Here is a 13,506-nt window from a genome sequence, read left to right as displayed (position 1 = left end):
ACATATTTTATGAAAAGAATATTTCAAATAAGTTCTTGTTTCCTTTTACTTATTACAGTTTTAGGCTGCAGCGATAAGTCTAAGAAGGGAAACGGTTTAAACGAAGATAATTTAGTTGGCAATAAGGGAAATCAAAGTGTTAAAGCAAGTCAAGCAGGTGCTCATAATAGTAAGGTGTCCCTTGATTGGGAGGGCGTTTATAAGGGCGTTATACCATGTGCAGACTGCGAAGGAATAAAAACCAGTATTACCTTATTGGCAGATAATAAATTTGAAAGATCCATAGATTATCTGGGTAAAACAGCTGGTTTTTTTAGTGATAAGGGCTCCTTTGTTTGGGACGAATCAGGTTCCGTAATTACCATTGGAGAAGGAGACAGAGGTCAAAAATATAAAGTTGGAGAAAACCAGTTATTTCATTTAGATAAAGCAGGAAATCTAATAAAAGGAGATCTAGCAGAAATGTATAGACTTATGAAAAATTTTAGTGATTCAAATTTAGAAAATAAAAAATGGCAGCTTATCGAACTTATGGGGCAAGAAGTTAAGTTTTCAAAAGATAAGAAACCAGCGTTTGTAATTTTTGATTCTAACAACGCCAGAATGTCTGGTAATAATAGTTGCAATTTGTTTTCAGGGGGTTATACACTTAAACCAAATGGTAGGATAGAAATAGGACAAATGATGAATACGCTTATGGCATGTGATAATATGGAGCGAGCTACTCAATTTATGGAGGTGCTTCAAAAAGCAGATAATTATACAGTAGTTAACGGTGTTTTGCATTTAAATAAAGTTAGAATGGCTCCATTAGCAAAGCTGAAAGTTATGGAGTAATAGAGCAAATATTTAGGGGCTATATTTTTAGTATGGCAGACGTTAGTACAAAGAGATTATGGATGCTAGCAATGTTAAACGCTTCTAGTCTATAATCCAATCCTATTTGAAGTTTTAGGCTCTCTAGTAATTGCCAACCAATTTGCGAGGTTAACCTTTGTTCGAAGAAGGGTTTTAAGGTTTTAGAAACACTCCACAAAGCTTCGGTTGAAAATATTAAATAAGCCTCTCCAATATCCAACTTTTCACCATTCACAGGAAAATCAACGGCAAACCTATAGCGCTGCCTGTAAAATGTTTGGTTTTCTATAAACCGCTGTTCTGCTCTTACTCGGTGTCCGTACCTTACTCCTAGCTTTTGTTTTATATAGTTAAACTGTTCCGTGATGCGGAACTCGTTCACCCCAATTTCAAAAAGTTCTTGATTCCTATAATCTAGACCTAAGCTTAAGCTATGTGTGTAGTTAAAATTATACGTAGAGAAATGGATGAAATGCAGTTGTCGATTATCATATTCAAAGTTTCTGTCTTTATAAAGCATATATCTATTTCTTATCAGAAATGCCATACTATATTTTTTTGAAACCCGATGTTTTAAAGTAAAACCTGTTTCACCAGTTCCTACAAAATTACTCTGCCCTAATACTTTTAATGAACAGGTGAATAGAAGAGAAAAAAATAACGCTTTAATACAAGGCATGTTCATAAGACGACGATGATACTTTTCTAGATTTTTTAAACTCTCCTAAATTAGTAAAGGTTAATTCCCTTAACTGGTGGTCGTTTCTTGATTTTGTTTCAGCTATAATCTCATAATGTGTGTTTATACTTTCTGGGTTTTCAATGATATAATCAATGAATTGTTTGTCGTTTTTTGATGTGTTATTAACGTATTTTTTCTGAATTTTAATAAACCTAGACCTCTCAAAGTTAGTGTCTAGATAGTGTTCTATTTGTTCTAAAACAGGTTTTGGGATATGCTTCTTTTTGATAATGATTTCAATATCTTCTAAAACGCCTTCTGTGCTAAACTCAACACTGTAGTATAATTTATTGAGTTTAAATTTTGCTTCATAACTTTTTTTGTCACCGTCGGTTTCTCTATAAAATTTCAGGTAGTTTACCTTGTCTGTAATACCATTAAAATATCGGTGTGCTTCTTCCGGAAATTCGGATGAAGGGATGCGCTCTTCTCTTTCATTTTTTGATTGTGAAAATGATAGCGAAAAACAACACAGCAAAAATATAAGGCTAAACTTGTTCATATCTAAAACAGCTCGTTTCATGATCATTTACCATACCTGTAGCTTGCATATGTGCATAAACCACGGTAGTACCCACAAATTTAAAACCTCTCTTTTTAAGGTCTTTACTAATAGTGTCGCTCAACGCCGTATTTGCCGGGATGTCTTTAATAGATTTAAATGAGTTTTTAATGGGTTGCCCATTAGTAAATTGCCAAATATACTTACTAAAGCTTCCAAATTCTTCCTGAATTTTAATGAAAGCTTGTGCGTTGGTAACTGTGGCATTCACTTTTAGTTTGTTCCTTATTATACCAGTATCTGCAAGCAAATCGACTATTTTATTTTGATCGTACTGCGCAATTTTTTTGTAATCAAAATTATCAAAGGCTTTTCTAAAATTTTCACGTTTTCTAAGAACGGTTATCCAGCTTAATCCAGCTTGAAATGTTTCAAGAATAAGAAATTCAAATAGTGTTTCATCATCATATACAGGAACGCCCCATTCCTCATCATGATAAGCTTCATATAGAGAATCTCCTTGGCACCATGCACATCTGTGTTTTGTCATAATGATTTATAAATATTTTAACGATATTTTTCTTTTTGTTAGAGCTCTTCCAAGTAAAAACTCATTGCGACTTTAACATAGACTAAAGTTAACATTTCTATCCTAAAAGTTTTATCAAACCAATAGTTTTTGTGAAACAATTGTTACATTTTGTTTTAAATGGTTGGCGTTATTTTGCTCTACAAAGTAAGGAAACTGCATTGTAAGAGACAAAATCTCTAAAATTGAAATAAGTACCATTAAAAATGTAAACTATGTTGCACCCAATAATTGAAAAGAGTTTAAACAGGAGTATGTCTTATCAGGATTATGTTAATTTAATTAATGACTTAGTTGAGAGAAAAGGAACAACTGGGGCAGATCAAACGGAAGCATTGGTTGCTTATACTAAATTAAATCAACGAAGAATGAAGCGCTGGGATAAAACTGTAAAGGTTTCTGAAGAAGCGAGGGATATCCTATCGGAGTTTAACCATAGAATGACATGGCTTGTCATAACGGAGAGTTGGTGTGGTGATGCGGCGCATGTTGTTCCTGTAATTAATAAGATGGCAGAGATTAATGAAGGTATAGATTTAAGGATTGTTTTACGTGATGAACATATGGATTTGATGGATATGTATCTTACCAACGGAGGAAGGGCTATTCCTAAATTATTAATGATTGATAATGAGACAGGAGAAGTTGTAAACACCTTTGGGCCAAGACCGAGTGAAGCTACCAAAATGGTAAAGGATTATAAAGACAAGCACGGACAATTAACTGCTGAGTTTAAGGAAGAGCTTCAGGTTTGGTATAACAAAAATAAAGGTCAAAGCATTATAACAGATATTGCACAGCAGCTATGTCAAATTGAGCCCAGTATGTGTGTGTAATATTATCTTAGGATCGAATAAATAGTTAAAAAAGTGTCAGACTCTCAGTATGACGCTTTTTTTGATTTATTTAATGGCACCAGATAGCGGCTCTAAGCAATGGTTAGATATTAGAGGTTTTTTGCAAATTGTGTAAAGCATGACAAAAATCATCTTAAATAATATAGGAGGCTGTTAAATTTGCCATGTAAGATTTTCTACCTGCTAAAATTTAAGATTATGAATGCTATTATAGAGTCAAGTTTAAAACGAAGTATGTCCTATCATTCATATCGTGATTTGGTTAGGCAATTGGCAGAGGACAATTCTACCACAGGATTAGAGAAGACCAAAGATTTTGCTGCTTATACAAAGCTAAATGATAAGCGTATGAAGCGTTGGGACAAAACCATTAAAATATCAAAAGTAGCTCAAAAAAAAATTGCGGAGTTTGACCATAAGTTAACATGGTTAGTTATTACAGAAAGTTGGTGCGGAGATGCTGCCCATGTTATTCCTGTACTGAATAAAATAGCCGAGTTAAATCCAAACATACGTTTAAGACTTGTTTTACGAGACGTAAACCCGGAGTTGATGGATGGCTTTTTAACAAATGGGAATCGATCTGTTCCCAAGGTTATTATGATCGATGATGAGTCAGGAGATGTTGTTTATACATATGGTCCGAGACCTACTCAGGCAACAGGTTATGTAAAACGATTTAAAGCAAAAAACGGTGCTTTAACACCAGATTTTAAACAAGATTTACAGCATTGGTATAACAATGACAGAGGACAGAACATTATTGATGATATAGTTGCTTTATTTAGCCAATTTGAAGCCGTTACTTGCCTATAAACACAAAAGTGATAGTGCCTAATTGCTCTCTTTTGGATGCATCAGGACTAAAGTGAGATTGCAGGGCGTACTCTTTGGCATGCCCTATTAAACATTCATTACTCGAGTTTGAGGAAGAATTAACATAAGCATCCGTAACGTTACCCCTAGAATTTACTTTAATATTGATAACAATTTTACCATTTACCTCACAAAGGTAAACAGGAATAGGAATGTAAACCTTTTTTCTATTCTTAAGAGAAAAACTAATTGAGCTTCTGGCGTTATTATTTTCCGAAAGTTTCTCTTTTAATAAATTATTTACTTTATTAAATTTTGATAATTCGTCTTCATTTAATTTTGATTGGCGTGAAGAATCATAAATTTTATGGTGTGTGTTAGAACCTTCTGAAGAATTGTTATGTGCTTTTGGAACGTAGTCTTCTGGCGGAGCAATGCGCTTAAAAGCTTGAGCAAAGTGCTTCTCTTCTTGAGTTTCGTTAAAAGCTTTGTTGGTTTCTGCCTTGGTATTATTTAATTTCTCCAAAGCATCAATAATTTTTATTTCTTCTTCAGTAAGCTCCTTTTCTGGCTCAATCTCATAATAACTTTCCGAGCTAATATCATCTTGTTGACGAAGGCTTAAATTAAAAATAGAGAGCACCACAGTTCCCGAAATAAGGAGCGTAATTAGTAGGGCTTTATGTTGATTTGTTAAGCTCAAATCTGTTTAATTATAAGCAATGGGTGTATGAAATATACGGAAAAATAAGCAAATTAGTTCTTTAAACTATCTATAAAGGCCTCAATAGATTTTGCTTTTTCTACTTTGAAGTCTCCAATTTTTGTTCTTCTTAACGCCGATAAGTGCCCTCCAGACTTAAGTGCTTCTCCAAAGTCGTTGGCTAACGACCTGATGTAGGTTCCTTTACTACAAACTACTCTAAAGTCTACATTATTACCATCAATTCTTATAATATCAAATTCTAGTATTTTAATTTTACGGGGCTTGATATCAACATTTTCACCTGCACGAGCAAATTCATAAAGTCGTTTGCCTTCTTTTTTTATCGCTGAAAAAACAGGTGGATATTGCTCAATATCACCAATAAATTGTTTTGTAGTCTCATGAATTAGGGCATCGGTAATATGCTCTGTTGAAAACGTTTTGTTGATTTTAGTTTCTAGATCAAATGATGGGGTAGTGCTTCCTAAAACAATAGTGCCTGTATATTCTTTAATTTGACCTTGAAAAGTGTCAATCTGTTTAGTCATTTTACCTGTGCAAATAACAAGAAGACCTGTTGCTAACGGATCGAGCGTGCCAGCATGCCCAACTTTAATCTTTTTGATATTGAAGGCCTGTTTAATTTCCCAACGCAATTTGTTTACCACTTGAAATGAAGTCCAATTTAAAGGCTTGTCAATTAATAGGACTTGGCCAGATTGAAAATACTCGGCGGTTTTCATTTGTTAATTTAATAAAGAAAATATAATAGCTATTGCGCCAACAATAGCACAATATATCGCAAAATAGGTAAGCTTGCTTTTTTTAACCAAGGAAATCATCCAAGTACAAGCAAATAACCCAGCTATAAATGCAGCTACAAAACCTATAGAGAGCGCTGTGAAATTCCCACTATTATAAGATAAATCGCCACTTAATACGTCTTTGGCTATTTTTCCAAAAATTAAAGGGACTACCATCAAAAAAGAGAATCGAGCGGCTTTGGTTTTATCATTTCCTAGAAGTACCGAAGTCGAAATGGTTGCGCCAGATCTGGAAATTCCGGGAAGCATCGCAACAGCTTGTGCAATACCTATTACAAAAGCATTTTTAAAGGATACTTTTTTCTCTGTGTTTTTCGCTTTATCTGCAAAAAACAAAAGAACAGCTGTGACTAAAAGCATGAAACCAACTAATAAAATATTACCTCCAAAAAGTTGTTCAAGTTGCTTTTCAAAAAATAAGCCTACTGTAACAGCAGGAATCATGGAAACTACAATCTTAGAAATAAACTGTAAATCCTCATTCCACTTAAGTTTTAAGGCTCCTTTTATAATATCCATGATATCTTTTCTAAATACCACTAGGGTGCTCAAAGCTGTTGCAAAATGAAGAACAACCGTAAAAAGCAAGCTTTCTTCAGGAATAGATTTATCTCCTAAGATAGCTTTCCCTAACTCTAAATGACCACTAGACGATACAGGCAAGAATTCTGTAAGCCCCTGAATGATTCCTAATATAATAGCATCAATGATTTCCATGGCGCAAAAATATTAAAATAGTCATACAATCAAGACTACCAGTCAAATAATAAAGTGTTATTTTAGGTTAATCAATAAGAAGTAAATGAAAATAGTGCTTGCTCCAGATAAATTTAAAAATTCGCTCACTGGTTTAGAGTTCTGCGATGCGGTAAAAGATGGTATTCATAAGGTAAATCCTAATGCACAGATTATCAAGTTACCTCTTGCAGATGGTGGGGATGGCACTATAGAGGTAGTGAATTACTATTTAAAAGGAGATGTTATTAAGGTTGTTGTAAATAATCCATTTTTTGAACCTATTAAGGCTTCCTATTTACTTTCGGGTTCTACCAAAACAGCATTTATCGAAATGGCAGAAGCTTCAGGTGTCAAGCTCTTAAAACGTGAAGCGCTAGATTGTAAAAACGCCACCACTCTGGGTACAGGAGAACTAATTTTGGATGCCATTAAAAGTGGGGTGGAAAATATTATTCTAGGAATTGGTGGTAGCGCCACAAACGATTGTGGCATTGGTATGGCGACAGCCTTAGGATATCGATTTTTAGATAAACAGGGTCGCGAGGTCTTGCCAATTGGTGCGAACTTAGGTTGTATTGAAACTATAGACAGTGCAAATGTGTTACCAGAATTAAAGGACATAAACTTTACGGTGGCCTGCGATGTTTCCAATCCTTTGTATGGTAAAGATGGAGCAGCTCATGTTTATGCAAAACAAAAAGGTGCTTCAGGGGAAGATATCGATACTCTTGATCGGGGTTTGAAAGCATTCTCTGAAATTCTTGAGTTACAATTTAAGATAGATGTTCAATTAGTTAAAGGAGCTGGGGCGGCTGGAGGTATGGGAATTGCCTCGAAAGTGTTTTTAAATGGAGCATTAAAATCGGGAATAGAACTTATTAAAGATTTAGCGAAGTTTGATGATACGATAGAAGGGGCAGATTGGGTAATTACTGGTGAAGGCAAATTGGATGCGCAAACCTTGTCGGGAAAGACGCTTCAAGGGGTGCTATCTTCTGCGAAACTGAAAAATATTAAAGTTGCCGCCTTTTGTGGCGTAATTGATTTGCCCAAAGGTAAGAGAGAACTATTTGGTATTGATTATGCCGATATGGTCGATAGTTACGCAGTAAATAAAGTAGATGCCATGCGTAATGGACAAACCTATCTTAAAAAAATAGCTGAAAAATTTGCAAAAACGATAAGTTAAACTAGTCCTTGTTTGGGTTTAAAAGAATGGCATAAATTTGAATACCAAAGCCAATTAAAACTAATGCAGGAGCCAGCCTTATTCGTCGCCAACTAAAAATTTCAGGGTTAAATACATTAGGGTCATCGCTACCACCTCCAGACATTAAGATGAAGCCTAAAGCAATAACCGCTAAACCGATAAACATGATTTTGTAATTTTTCTTGCCAAATACAAAGGTAGCTTTGGCAGCCTCTTTACGTTTTTTTTCACCCATAATGAACTATTGTGGAATAATTTAGTGCAAAGTAAAAGATTTATTTGAAACTAAGGTGTTAATCTATTTGTAAATATTATCTAGTAATACAGCTCATCCGTTCTTAAGTTTAAGAATCGCTGTGTTGCAAAATGTGTGCTTATCCAAGTTATTACGATCCCTAGTCCAAAAATAACAGCAAATAGAAGGCTAACAAGAACAGGATTGCTTAATAATTCTAATTCTACAAAGGTTTTATCCAAATAGTAAAGAACTATGGCCATCCCAACAAGAGCTAATAAAGCCCCAATAATACCAAGTCTTACACTTTTCCAGATGAAAGGGCGTCTAATAAAACGTTTTGTTGCACCTACCATTTGCATAGTCTTAATCGTGAAACGTTTTGAATAAACAGCTAATCGAATGGAACTGTTTATTAACAACACGGCTATTATTGTGAAAATGGCACTAATAACGAGTACCCAAAAACTTATTTTTTTAACGTTGTTGTTCATTAAGTTCACCAAATCATTATCGTAGGTAACTTCTTCAACAAAATCTTTATTTAAAGCTTCCGATGCTATTTTTTCTAAATGTTCAGAAGTAACATAATCGGCTTTAAGATGGACGTCAATAGAATTTTGAAGTGGATTGTAACCTACAAAATCCATAAAGTCTTCGCCATTTTCGGCTTTCATAATTTCAGCGGCTTGCTCTTTTGAGACGTATTCTGTAGACTTCACATAATCTGCCATGGCTAAACTTTTTTCAAGTTGCTTGGTTTCTACCTCTTTAGCAGATTCTTTCAAATATATGGTTACAACCACCTGTTCCTTAAAATGGTCTGATACTTTTTTGGCATTTAGTATTAACATGCCCAATAATCCTAATAAAAACAGCACTAAAGCAATACTTAAAACCACAGAAAAGTAAGAAGAAATAAGCCTGCGCTTTTGATGTTTTTCAAATGATGAACTCATAAAAATATAGGATTTATGCTGTAAAAATAACAAAGTAAATGAAATCTATAATTTATATAAACTAAAACATATTAATAATGTTGTAGAAGTAAAAATAAACTACTCAATGGCCTTTGGTTTTTTACTGACCAGATACACACCAATAAAAATGAGTAGGCATGCCATGATTTTTACCAAATTCATATCCTTGCTGTAAGTATCGTTACTAAGAAAAAAGGCCAAAATAATAGCTATAATGAAACTAAGTGCTGGTTGTGTGTAGCTGTAACTCCCTGCCACAGAAGGAGAAACTTGTTTCAGGGCATATATGTTAAACAGGAAGGTTAGAAATGTGGTAAATACTATAACGTAGGCAATAATGATATAGGTGGTTGTGTCAAACAATTTATAGTTGGTTTGATGCAACACATCGTTGATTCCAATAGGAATTATAAACAGTAAACCGAATAAAAACACCCAGCTAATAATTGTTATAAAGTGATACTTTTTCATTAAAGGTTTTACGGTCACTTGATATAAGGAATAAAATAGCACGTTCATGAATACAAACAAGTTGCCTAATGAGCTACTGGTGCCCTCAGCAACGTGACCGTGCCATACTAAAGCTATGGCGCCTATAGCACCAATACATAATCCGATAATCTTATTTTTATTGGGCTTTTCTTTGATAAAAATCATGCTCAAAATAAAAACGATTGCTGGTGCAGATGTCATAATAATAGCAGTGTCTATAGGAGATGTAAGGCTTAATCCATGAAAGAAAAACAATTGATTGCAAGAGGCTCCGAAAAGCCCGCATAGCATAAGTCTAAAGAAGTCTTTTTTCTCAATTTTCTCCTTAATAAAGGCCTTTAGAAGCCAGAACAAAATACCTGCTCCCAAAACTCTAAATACAACAAAGGGTGTTGGACTTAACTTTTCAGGCATAATACCTTTGGCAATAAAATGATTTGTAGCATAAATAACATGCGTACCAAATAGTGCTAAATGAGCTTTTATAATATTATTTTTTGTCAAGTAATAATAGGTGTTTACACGTCGTGAGTCCTAAATATGGTTTCAAATGTAACGTATTAATTTAGTAATATTTGGCAAACTCATTTTTTGTGTATTAACATCGGGTATTTCTAATTAAACCTTAAATTTGCAACTTCTTAAAATGGATGATAATGAAGTACAATTTCAATGAAATTGAAGCCAAATGGCAAAAATATTGGGCAGAAAACCAAACGTTTAAAGCCGAAAATAATAGTGACAAACCCAAGTACTATGTTTTAGATATGTTTCCTTATCCTAGTGGTGCAGGGTTACATGTTGGGCATCCGTTAGGCTATATTGCTTCAGATATCTATGCGCGTTATAAGCGCCATCAAGGGTTTAATGTATTGCATCCACAAGGCTATGATAGTTTTGGCTTACCGGCAGAGCAATATGCTATTCAAACAGGACAACACCCAGCTATTACAACTAAAGATAATATAGCGACGTATCGTCGTCAGTTAGATCAAATTGGTTTTTCTTTTGATTGGTCTCGAGAAGTCCGTACTTCAGATCCAAATTACTATAAATGGACACAGTGGATTTTCATTCAATTATTCAATTCGTGGTATAATAATGATTCTGATAAGGCCGAAGATATTGGTGAATTAGAAAAGTTATTTGCTATCGAAGGTAATGCGAACGTCAATGCTGTATGTGATGACGACATTAAACTGTTTACTGCAGAAGAATGGAATAAATTATCTACTGAAGAACAACAGAAAATATTATTACAGTATAGATTAACTTATTTGGCCGAAACAGAGGTGAATTGGTGTCCTGCTTTGGGAACTGTTTTGGCTAATGATGAAATAGTCAATGGCGTATCCGAACGGGGTGGGCATCCTGTAGTTAGAAAGAAAATGACGCAATGGAGCATGCGCATTTCTGCTTACGCAGAGCGTTTACTTCAAGGCTTAGAAAAAATAGATTGGACAGATTCTTTAAAGGAAAGTCAGCGTAACTGGATTGGTAAATCGGTTGGGGCTTCTGTAACCTTTAATGTTAATAAGCACATTGCTAAAATAGAAGTGTTTACTACTAGACCCGATACTATTTTTGGAGTGTCTTTTATGACCTTGGCTCCAGAACACGATTTAGTGGCTCAAATTACAACGCCAGAACAACAGGCTGAAGTGGAAGCTTATGTTGAGGCAACTGCAAAACGTAGTGAACGCGATAGAATGGCCGATGTAAAAACCATTACAGGGGTATTTACAGGCGCATATGCAGAGCATCCGTTTACCAAGGCACCTATTCCAATTTGGATTGGAGATTATGTGCTAGCAGGCTATGGAACAGGGGTCGTAATGTCGGTGCCATGTGGCGATGAGCGTGATTACGCTTTTGCTAAACATTTTGATTTGCCAATTCCAAATATTTTTGAAGGTATAGATATTTCAGAAAAGGCATTCTCAGAGAAGGAAAAAACCATCATTGCAAATAGCGATTTCTTGAATGGTTTAAATTATAAAAAAGCGACTAAGCGCGCCATATACGAGTTAGAACAAATTGGACAAGGGCAAGGTAAAACCAACTATCGTTTGCGTGATGCCGTATTTTCACGTCAGCGTTATTGGGGAGAGCCATTCCCAGTTTACTATGTGAACGGGTTACCGCAAATGATTGCTACAGAATATTTGCCCATTGAACTTCCAGAAGTAGAAAAGTATTTACCAACCGAAACAGGAGAACCGCCGTTAGGGAATGCCACTAAATGGGCCTGGGATATAGAAACTAACAAGGTTGTTGATAATGAAAAGATAAATCATACCACCGTATTTCCCTTAGAGTTAAATACGATGCCAGGGTGGGCAGGAAGCTCATGGTACTTTAACCGCTATATGGATGCCAACAATCCAGATGCTATTGCTAGCAAAGAAGCTTTGAATTATTGGCAGGATGTCGATTTATATATTGGTGGTAGCGAGCATGCTACAGGCCATTTATTATACTCGCGTTTTTGGCAAAAGTTTTTATTTGATAAGGGGGTCGTACCAACAGATGAGTATGCTAAGAAGTTGATTAATCAAGGGATGATTTTAGGAACGAGTGCTTTTGTATATAGAGAAGAAGGCACAAATACCTATTTGTCTCTAGGGTTAATTAAAGACAAAAATGTACAGCCAATTCATGTAAAAGTAAAGTATGTAAATGCTTCAGATGAATTAGATATTGATGGCTTGAAAGCTGATGAAGAGTTTGGCGAAGATTATAAAGATGTTGAGTTTATTTTAGAAAATGGTGTTTACAAAGTAGGTAGAGATGTCGAAAAAATGTCGAAATCGAAATACAATGTGGTAAATCCAGACGATATTGTAGCCGATTATGGAGCAGACAGTTTGCGTCTTTATGAAATGTTTTTAGGGCCTTTAGAACAGTATAAACCTTGGAATACGGCCGGTATATCAGGGGTACACTCCTTCTTGAAAAAACTATGGAAATTGTATGTTGACGAAAACGGGTTGAAAGTTTCTGATGTCACACCCACAAAAGACAGCTTAAAAACACTTCATAAAACAATAAAGAAGGTTCAGGACGATATTGAGAACTTTTCATTCAACACCTCGGTATCTACTTTTATGATAGCGGTTAATGAACTGACACAGCAAAAATGTCAATCTAAAGCTATTCTAGAACCATTATTGGTATTGATTTCACCTTATGCACCGCACATAGCGGAAGAATTATGGAGTCTTCTAGGGCATAATACATCTATAGCGACTGCTAATTTCCCTGAGTTTAACGAGAACCATTTGGTTGAAAGTAGTAAAAACTACCCTATATCCTTTAACGGAAAAATGCGTTTTACTATGGAGTTGCCATTAGATATGAGCAAAGACGAGATAGAAAAAACGGTACTTGCAAACGAGAAAACACAAGAGCAATTAGGTGGTAGAACACCTAAAAAGGTAATTGTTGTACCAGGGAAAATAGTCAATATTGTGGGGTAATAGAGGTCTAAATAAGAACAGTCTTTGTTTTTTGTGTTTTACTTGATTGTAACCTTAGCCCTTGCTACGGTGGTTTTGGGTTTCTTTATATAGTGTTAAAATTACTTTTTAAATGGGTTATATGGAGCTTATAGGGTTTGTTGCAGCTATTTTAACCACGGCAGCTTTCCTGCCACAGGTATACAAAACCTGGAAAACAAAAGATGTATCGGGTTTGTCGTTGCTTATGCTAATCATCTTTTTTATAGGTATTATTGGCTGGTTAGTTTATGGTTTTTTAAAGCATAGCCCCTCCATGATTTTCGCAAATTCTATTACGCTCATATCATCAGCACTGCTGATTTTCTTCAAAATAAAATACAGAAAATAGTAATAAAATCTATTCCAACTAGCGCTGTTTATTGAAGTATTAGTTTATTGAAAAATACGTAACAAATGGCTTGTGCTTGAATTTATTTTATATAATTCTTAACGATGT

General features: G+C 34.9%; 15 protein-coding genes. 6 read left to right on the top strand and 9 right to left on the bottom strand.

The features are described from left to right. Positions 1-9 precede the first annotated feature (9 nt). Positions 10-837: a copper resistance protein NlpE N-terminal domain-containing protein gene (locus tag E5D58_RS03385; protein WP_136480404.1), complete on the top strand. Its 828-nt coding sequence runs from the start codon at positions 10-12 to the stop codon at positions 835-837. 19 nt (positions 838-856) lie between these two features. Here the strand turns inward: E5D58_RS03385 and E5D58_RS03380 are convergent, their stop codons facing one another. From E5D58_RS03380 to E5D58_RS03370, 3 genes are read right to left on the bottom strand one after another with little or no spacing between them, the layout of a single operon-like run. Then, positions 857-1,537 carry a DUF2490 domain-containing protein gene (locus E5D58_RS03380; protein ID WP_262710719.1) on the bottom strand — a complete coding sequence of 227 codons (681 nt, stop codon included), beginning with the start codon at positions 1,535-1,537 and terminating at the stop codon, positions 857-859. Then, positions 1,524-2,123, bottom strand: coding sequence for a hypothetical protein (locus tag E5D58_RS03375; protein ID WP_136480402.1), 600 nt, complete (start codon positions 2,121-2,123; stop codon positions 1,524-1,526). Before E5D58_RS03375 ends, E5D58_RS03380 begins: the two co-directional genes overlap by 14 nt. Next, entirely contained in the window at positions 2,089-2,652 is a 564-nt protein-coding gene (locus E5D58_RS03370; RefSeq protein ID WP_136480401.1) for a DNA-3-methyladenine glycosylase I, read from the bottom strand. Before E5D58_RS03370 ends, E5D58_RS03375 begins: the two co-directional genes overlap by 35 nt. Positions 2,653-2,906: 254 nt before the next feature. Here E5D58_RS03370 and E5D58_RS03365 point away from each other — a divergent pair, with 254 nt between their 5' ends. Next, positions 2,907-3,527: a thioredoxin family protein gene (locus E5D58_RS03365; protein WP_168796616.1), complete on the top strand. Its 621-nt coding sequence runs from the start codon at positions 2,907-2,909 to the stop codon at positions 3,525-3,527. A 219-nt stretch (positions 3,528-3,746) separates the two neighbouring features. Continuing rightward, complete coding sequence (locus E5D58_RS03360; protein WP_136480400.1) at positions 3,747-4,364, top strand: thioredoxin family protein; 618 nt, start codon at positions 3,747-3,749, stop codon at positions 4,362-4,364. On the opposite strand, the gene E5D58_RS03355 is transcribed toward E5D58_RS03360, so the two are convergent. The 3 genes from E5D58_RS03355 to E5D58_RS03345 are packed head-to-tail and all read right to left on the bottom strand — an operon-like array spanning position 4,351 to position 6,611. Next, positions 4,351-5,067 carry a hypothetical protein gene (locus tag E5D58_RS03355; RefSeq protein ID WP_136480399.1) on the bottom strand — a complete coding sequence of 239 codons (717 nt, stop codon included), beginning with the start codon at positions 5,065-5,067 and terminating at the stop codon, positions 4,351-4,353. The genes E5D58_RS03360 and E5D58_RS03355 overlap by 14 nt on opposite strands. A gap of 53 nt (positions 5,068-5,120) precedes the next feature. Continuing rightward, positions 5,121-5,813 carry a tRNA pseudouridine(55) synthase TruB gene (gene truB / locus E5D58_RS03350; RefSeq protein ID WP_136480398.1) on the bottom strand — a complete coding sequence of 231 codons (693 nt, stop codon included), beginning with the start codon at positions 5,811-5,813 and terminating at the stop codon, positions 5,121-5,123. 3 nt (positions 5,814-5,816) lie between these two features. Beyond that, positions 5,817-6,611: an undecaprenyl-diphosphate phosphatase gene (locus E5D58_RS03345; protein WP_136480397.1), complete on the bottom strand. Its 795-nt coding sequence runs from the start codon at positions 6,609-6,611 to the stop codon at positions 5,817-5,819. 85 nt (positions 6,612-6,696) lie between these two features. Here E5D58_RS03345 and E5D58_RS03340 point away from each other — a divergent pair, with 85 nt between their 5' ends. Further along, positions 6,697-7,821, top strand: a complete 1,125-nt coding sequence (locus tag E5D58_RS03340; protein ID WP_136480396.1) for a glycerate kinase — start codon at positions 6,697-6,699, stop codon at positions 7,819-7,821. Position 7,822: 1 nt separating this feature from the next. On the opposite strand, the gene E5D58_RS03335 is transcribed toward E5D58_RS03340, so the two are convergent. The 3 genes from E5D58_RS03335 to E5D58_RS03325 all read right to left on the bottom strand — a co-directional run bounded on the left by E5D58_RS03335 (position 7,823) and on the right by E5D58_RS03325 (position 10,053). Beyond that, the gene (locus E5D58_RS03335) at positions 7,823-8,077 is read right to left on the bottom strand and encodes a DUF3098 domain-containing protein (protein WP_136480395.1); all 255 of its coding nucleotides are present in this window, start codon (positions 8,075-8,077) and stop codon (positions 7,823-7,825) included. An 80-nt stretch (positions 8,078-8,157) separates the two neighbouring features. Then, a complete protein-coding gene (locus tag E5D58_RS03330) occupies positions 8,158-9,036 on the bottom strand; it encodes a cell division protein FtsX (protein WP_136480394.1) in 879 nt (292 codons plus the stop codon). Positions 9,037-9,135: 99 nt separating this feature from the next. After that, positions 9,136-10,053 (bottom strand): DMT family transporter, encoded by a 918-nt coding sequence (locus E5D58_RS03325; RefSeq protein WP_136480393.1) that lies wholly within the window; start codon positions 10,051-10,053, stop codon positions 9,136-9,138. A 152-nt stretch (positions 10,054-10,205) separates the two neighbouring features. On the opposite strand from E5D58_RS03325, the gene leuS reads away from it, so the two are divergent. Beyond that, on the top strand, positions 10,206-13,028 hold the full coding sequence (leuS, locus tag E5D58_RS03320) for a leucine--tRNA ligase (RefSeq protein WP_136480392.1): 2,823 nt from the start codon (positions 10,206-10,208) through the stop codon (positions 13,026-13,028). Positions 13,029-13,149: 121 nt separating this feature from the next. Next, positions 13,150-13,398 (top strand): SemiSWEET family sugar transporter, encoded by a 249-nt coding sequence (locus E5D58_RS03315; protein ID WP_317129260.1) that lies wholly within the window; start codon positions 13,150-13,152, stop codon positions 13,396-13,398. Positions 13,399-13,506: the final 108 nt, after the last annotated feature.

It is taken from the genome of Cognatitamlana onchidii, assembly GCF_004804355.1.
GTDB classification, from domain to species: Bacteria; Bacteroidota; Bacteroidia; order Flavobacteriales; family Flavobacteriaceae; genus Cognatitamlana; species Cognatitamlana onchidii.
The sequence above is the reverse complement of the archived record's forward strand: the minus strand, read 5'-3'. Positions and strand labels throughout refer to the sequence as shown.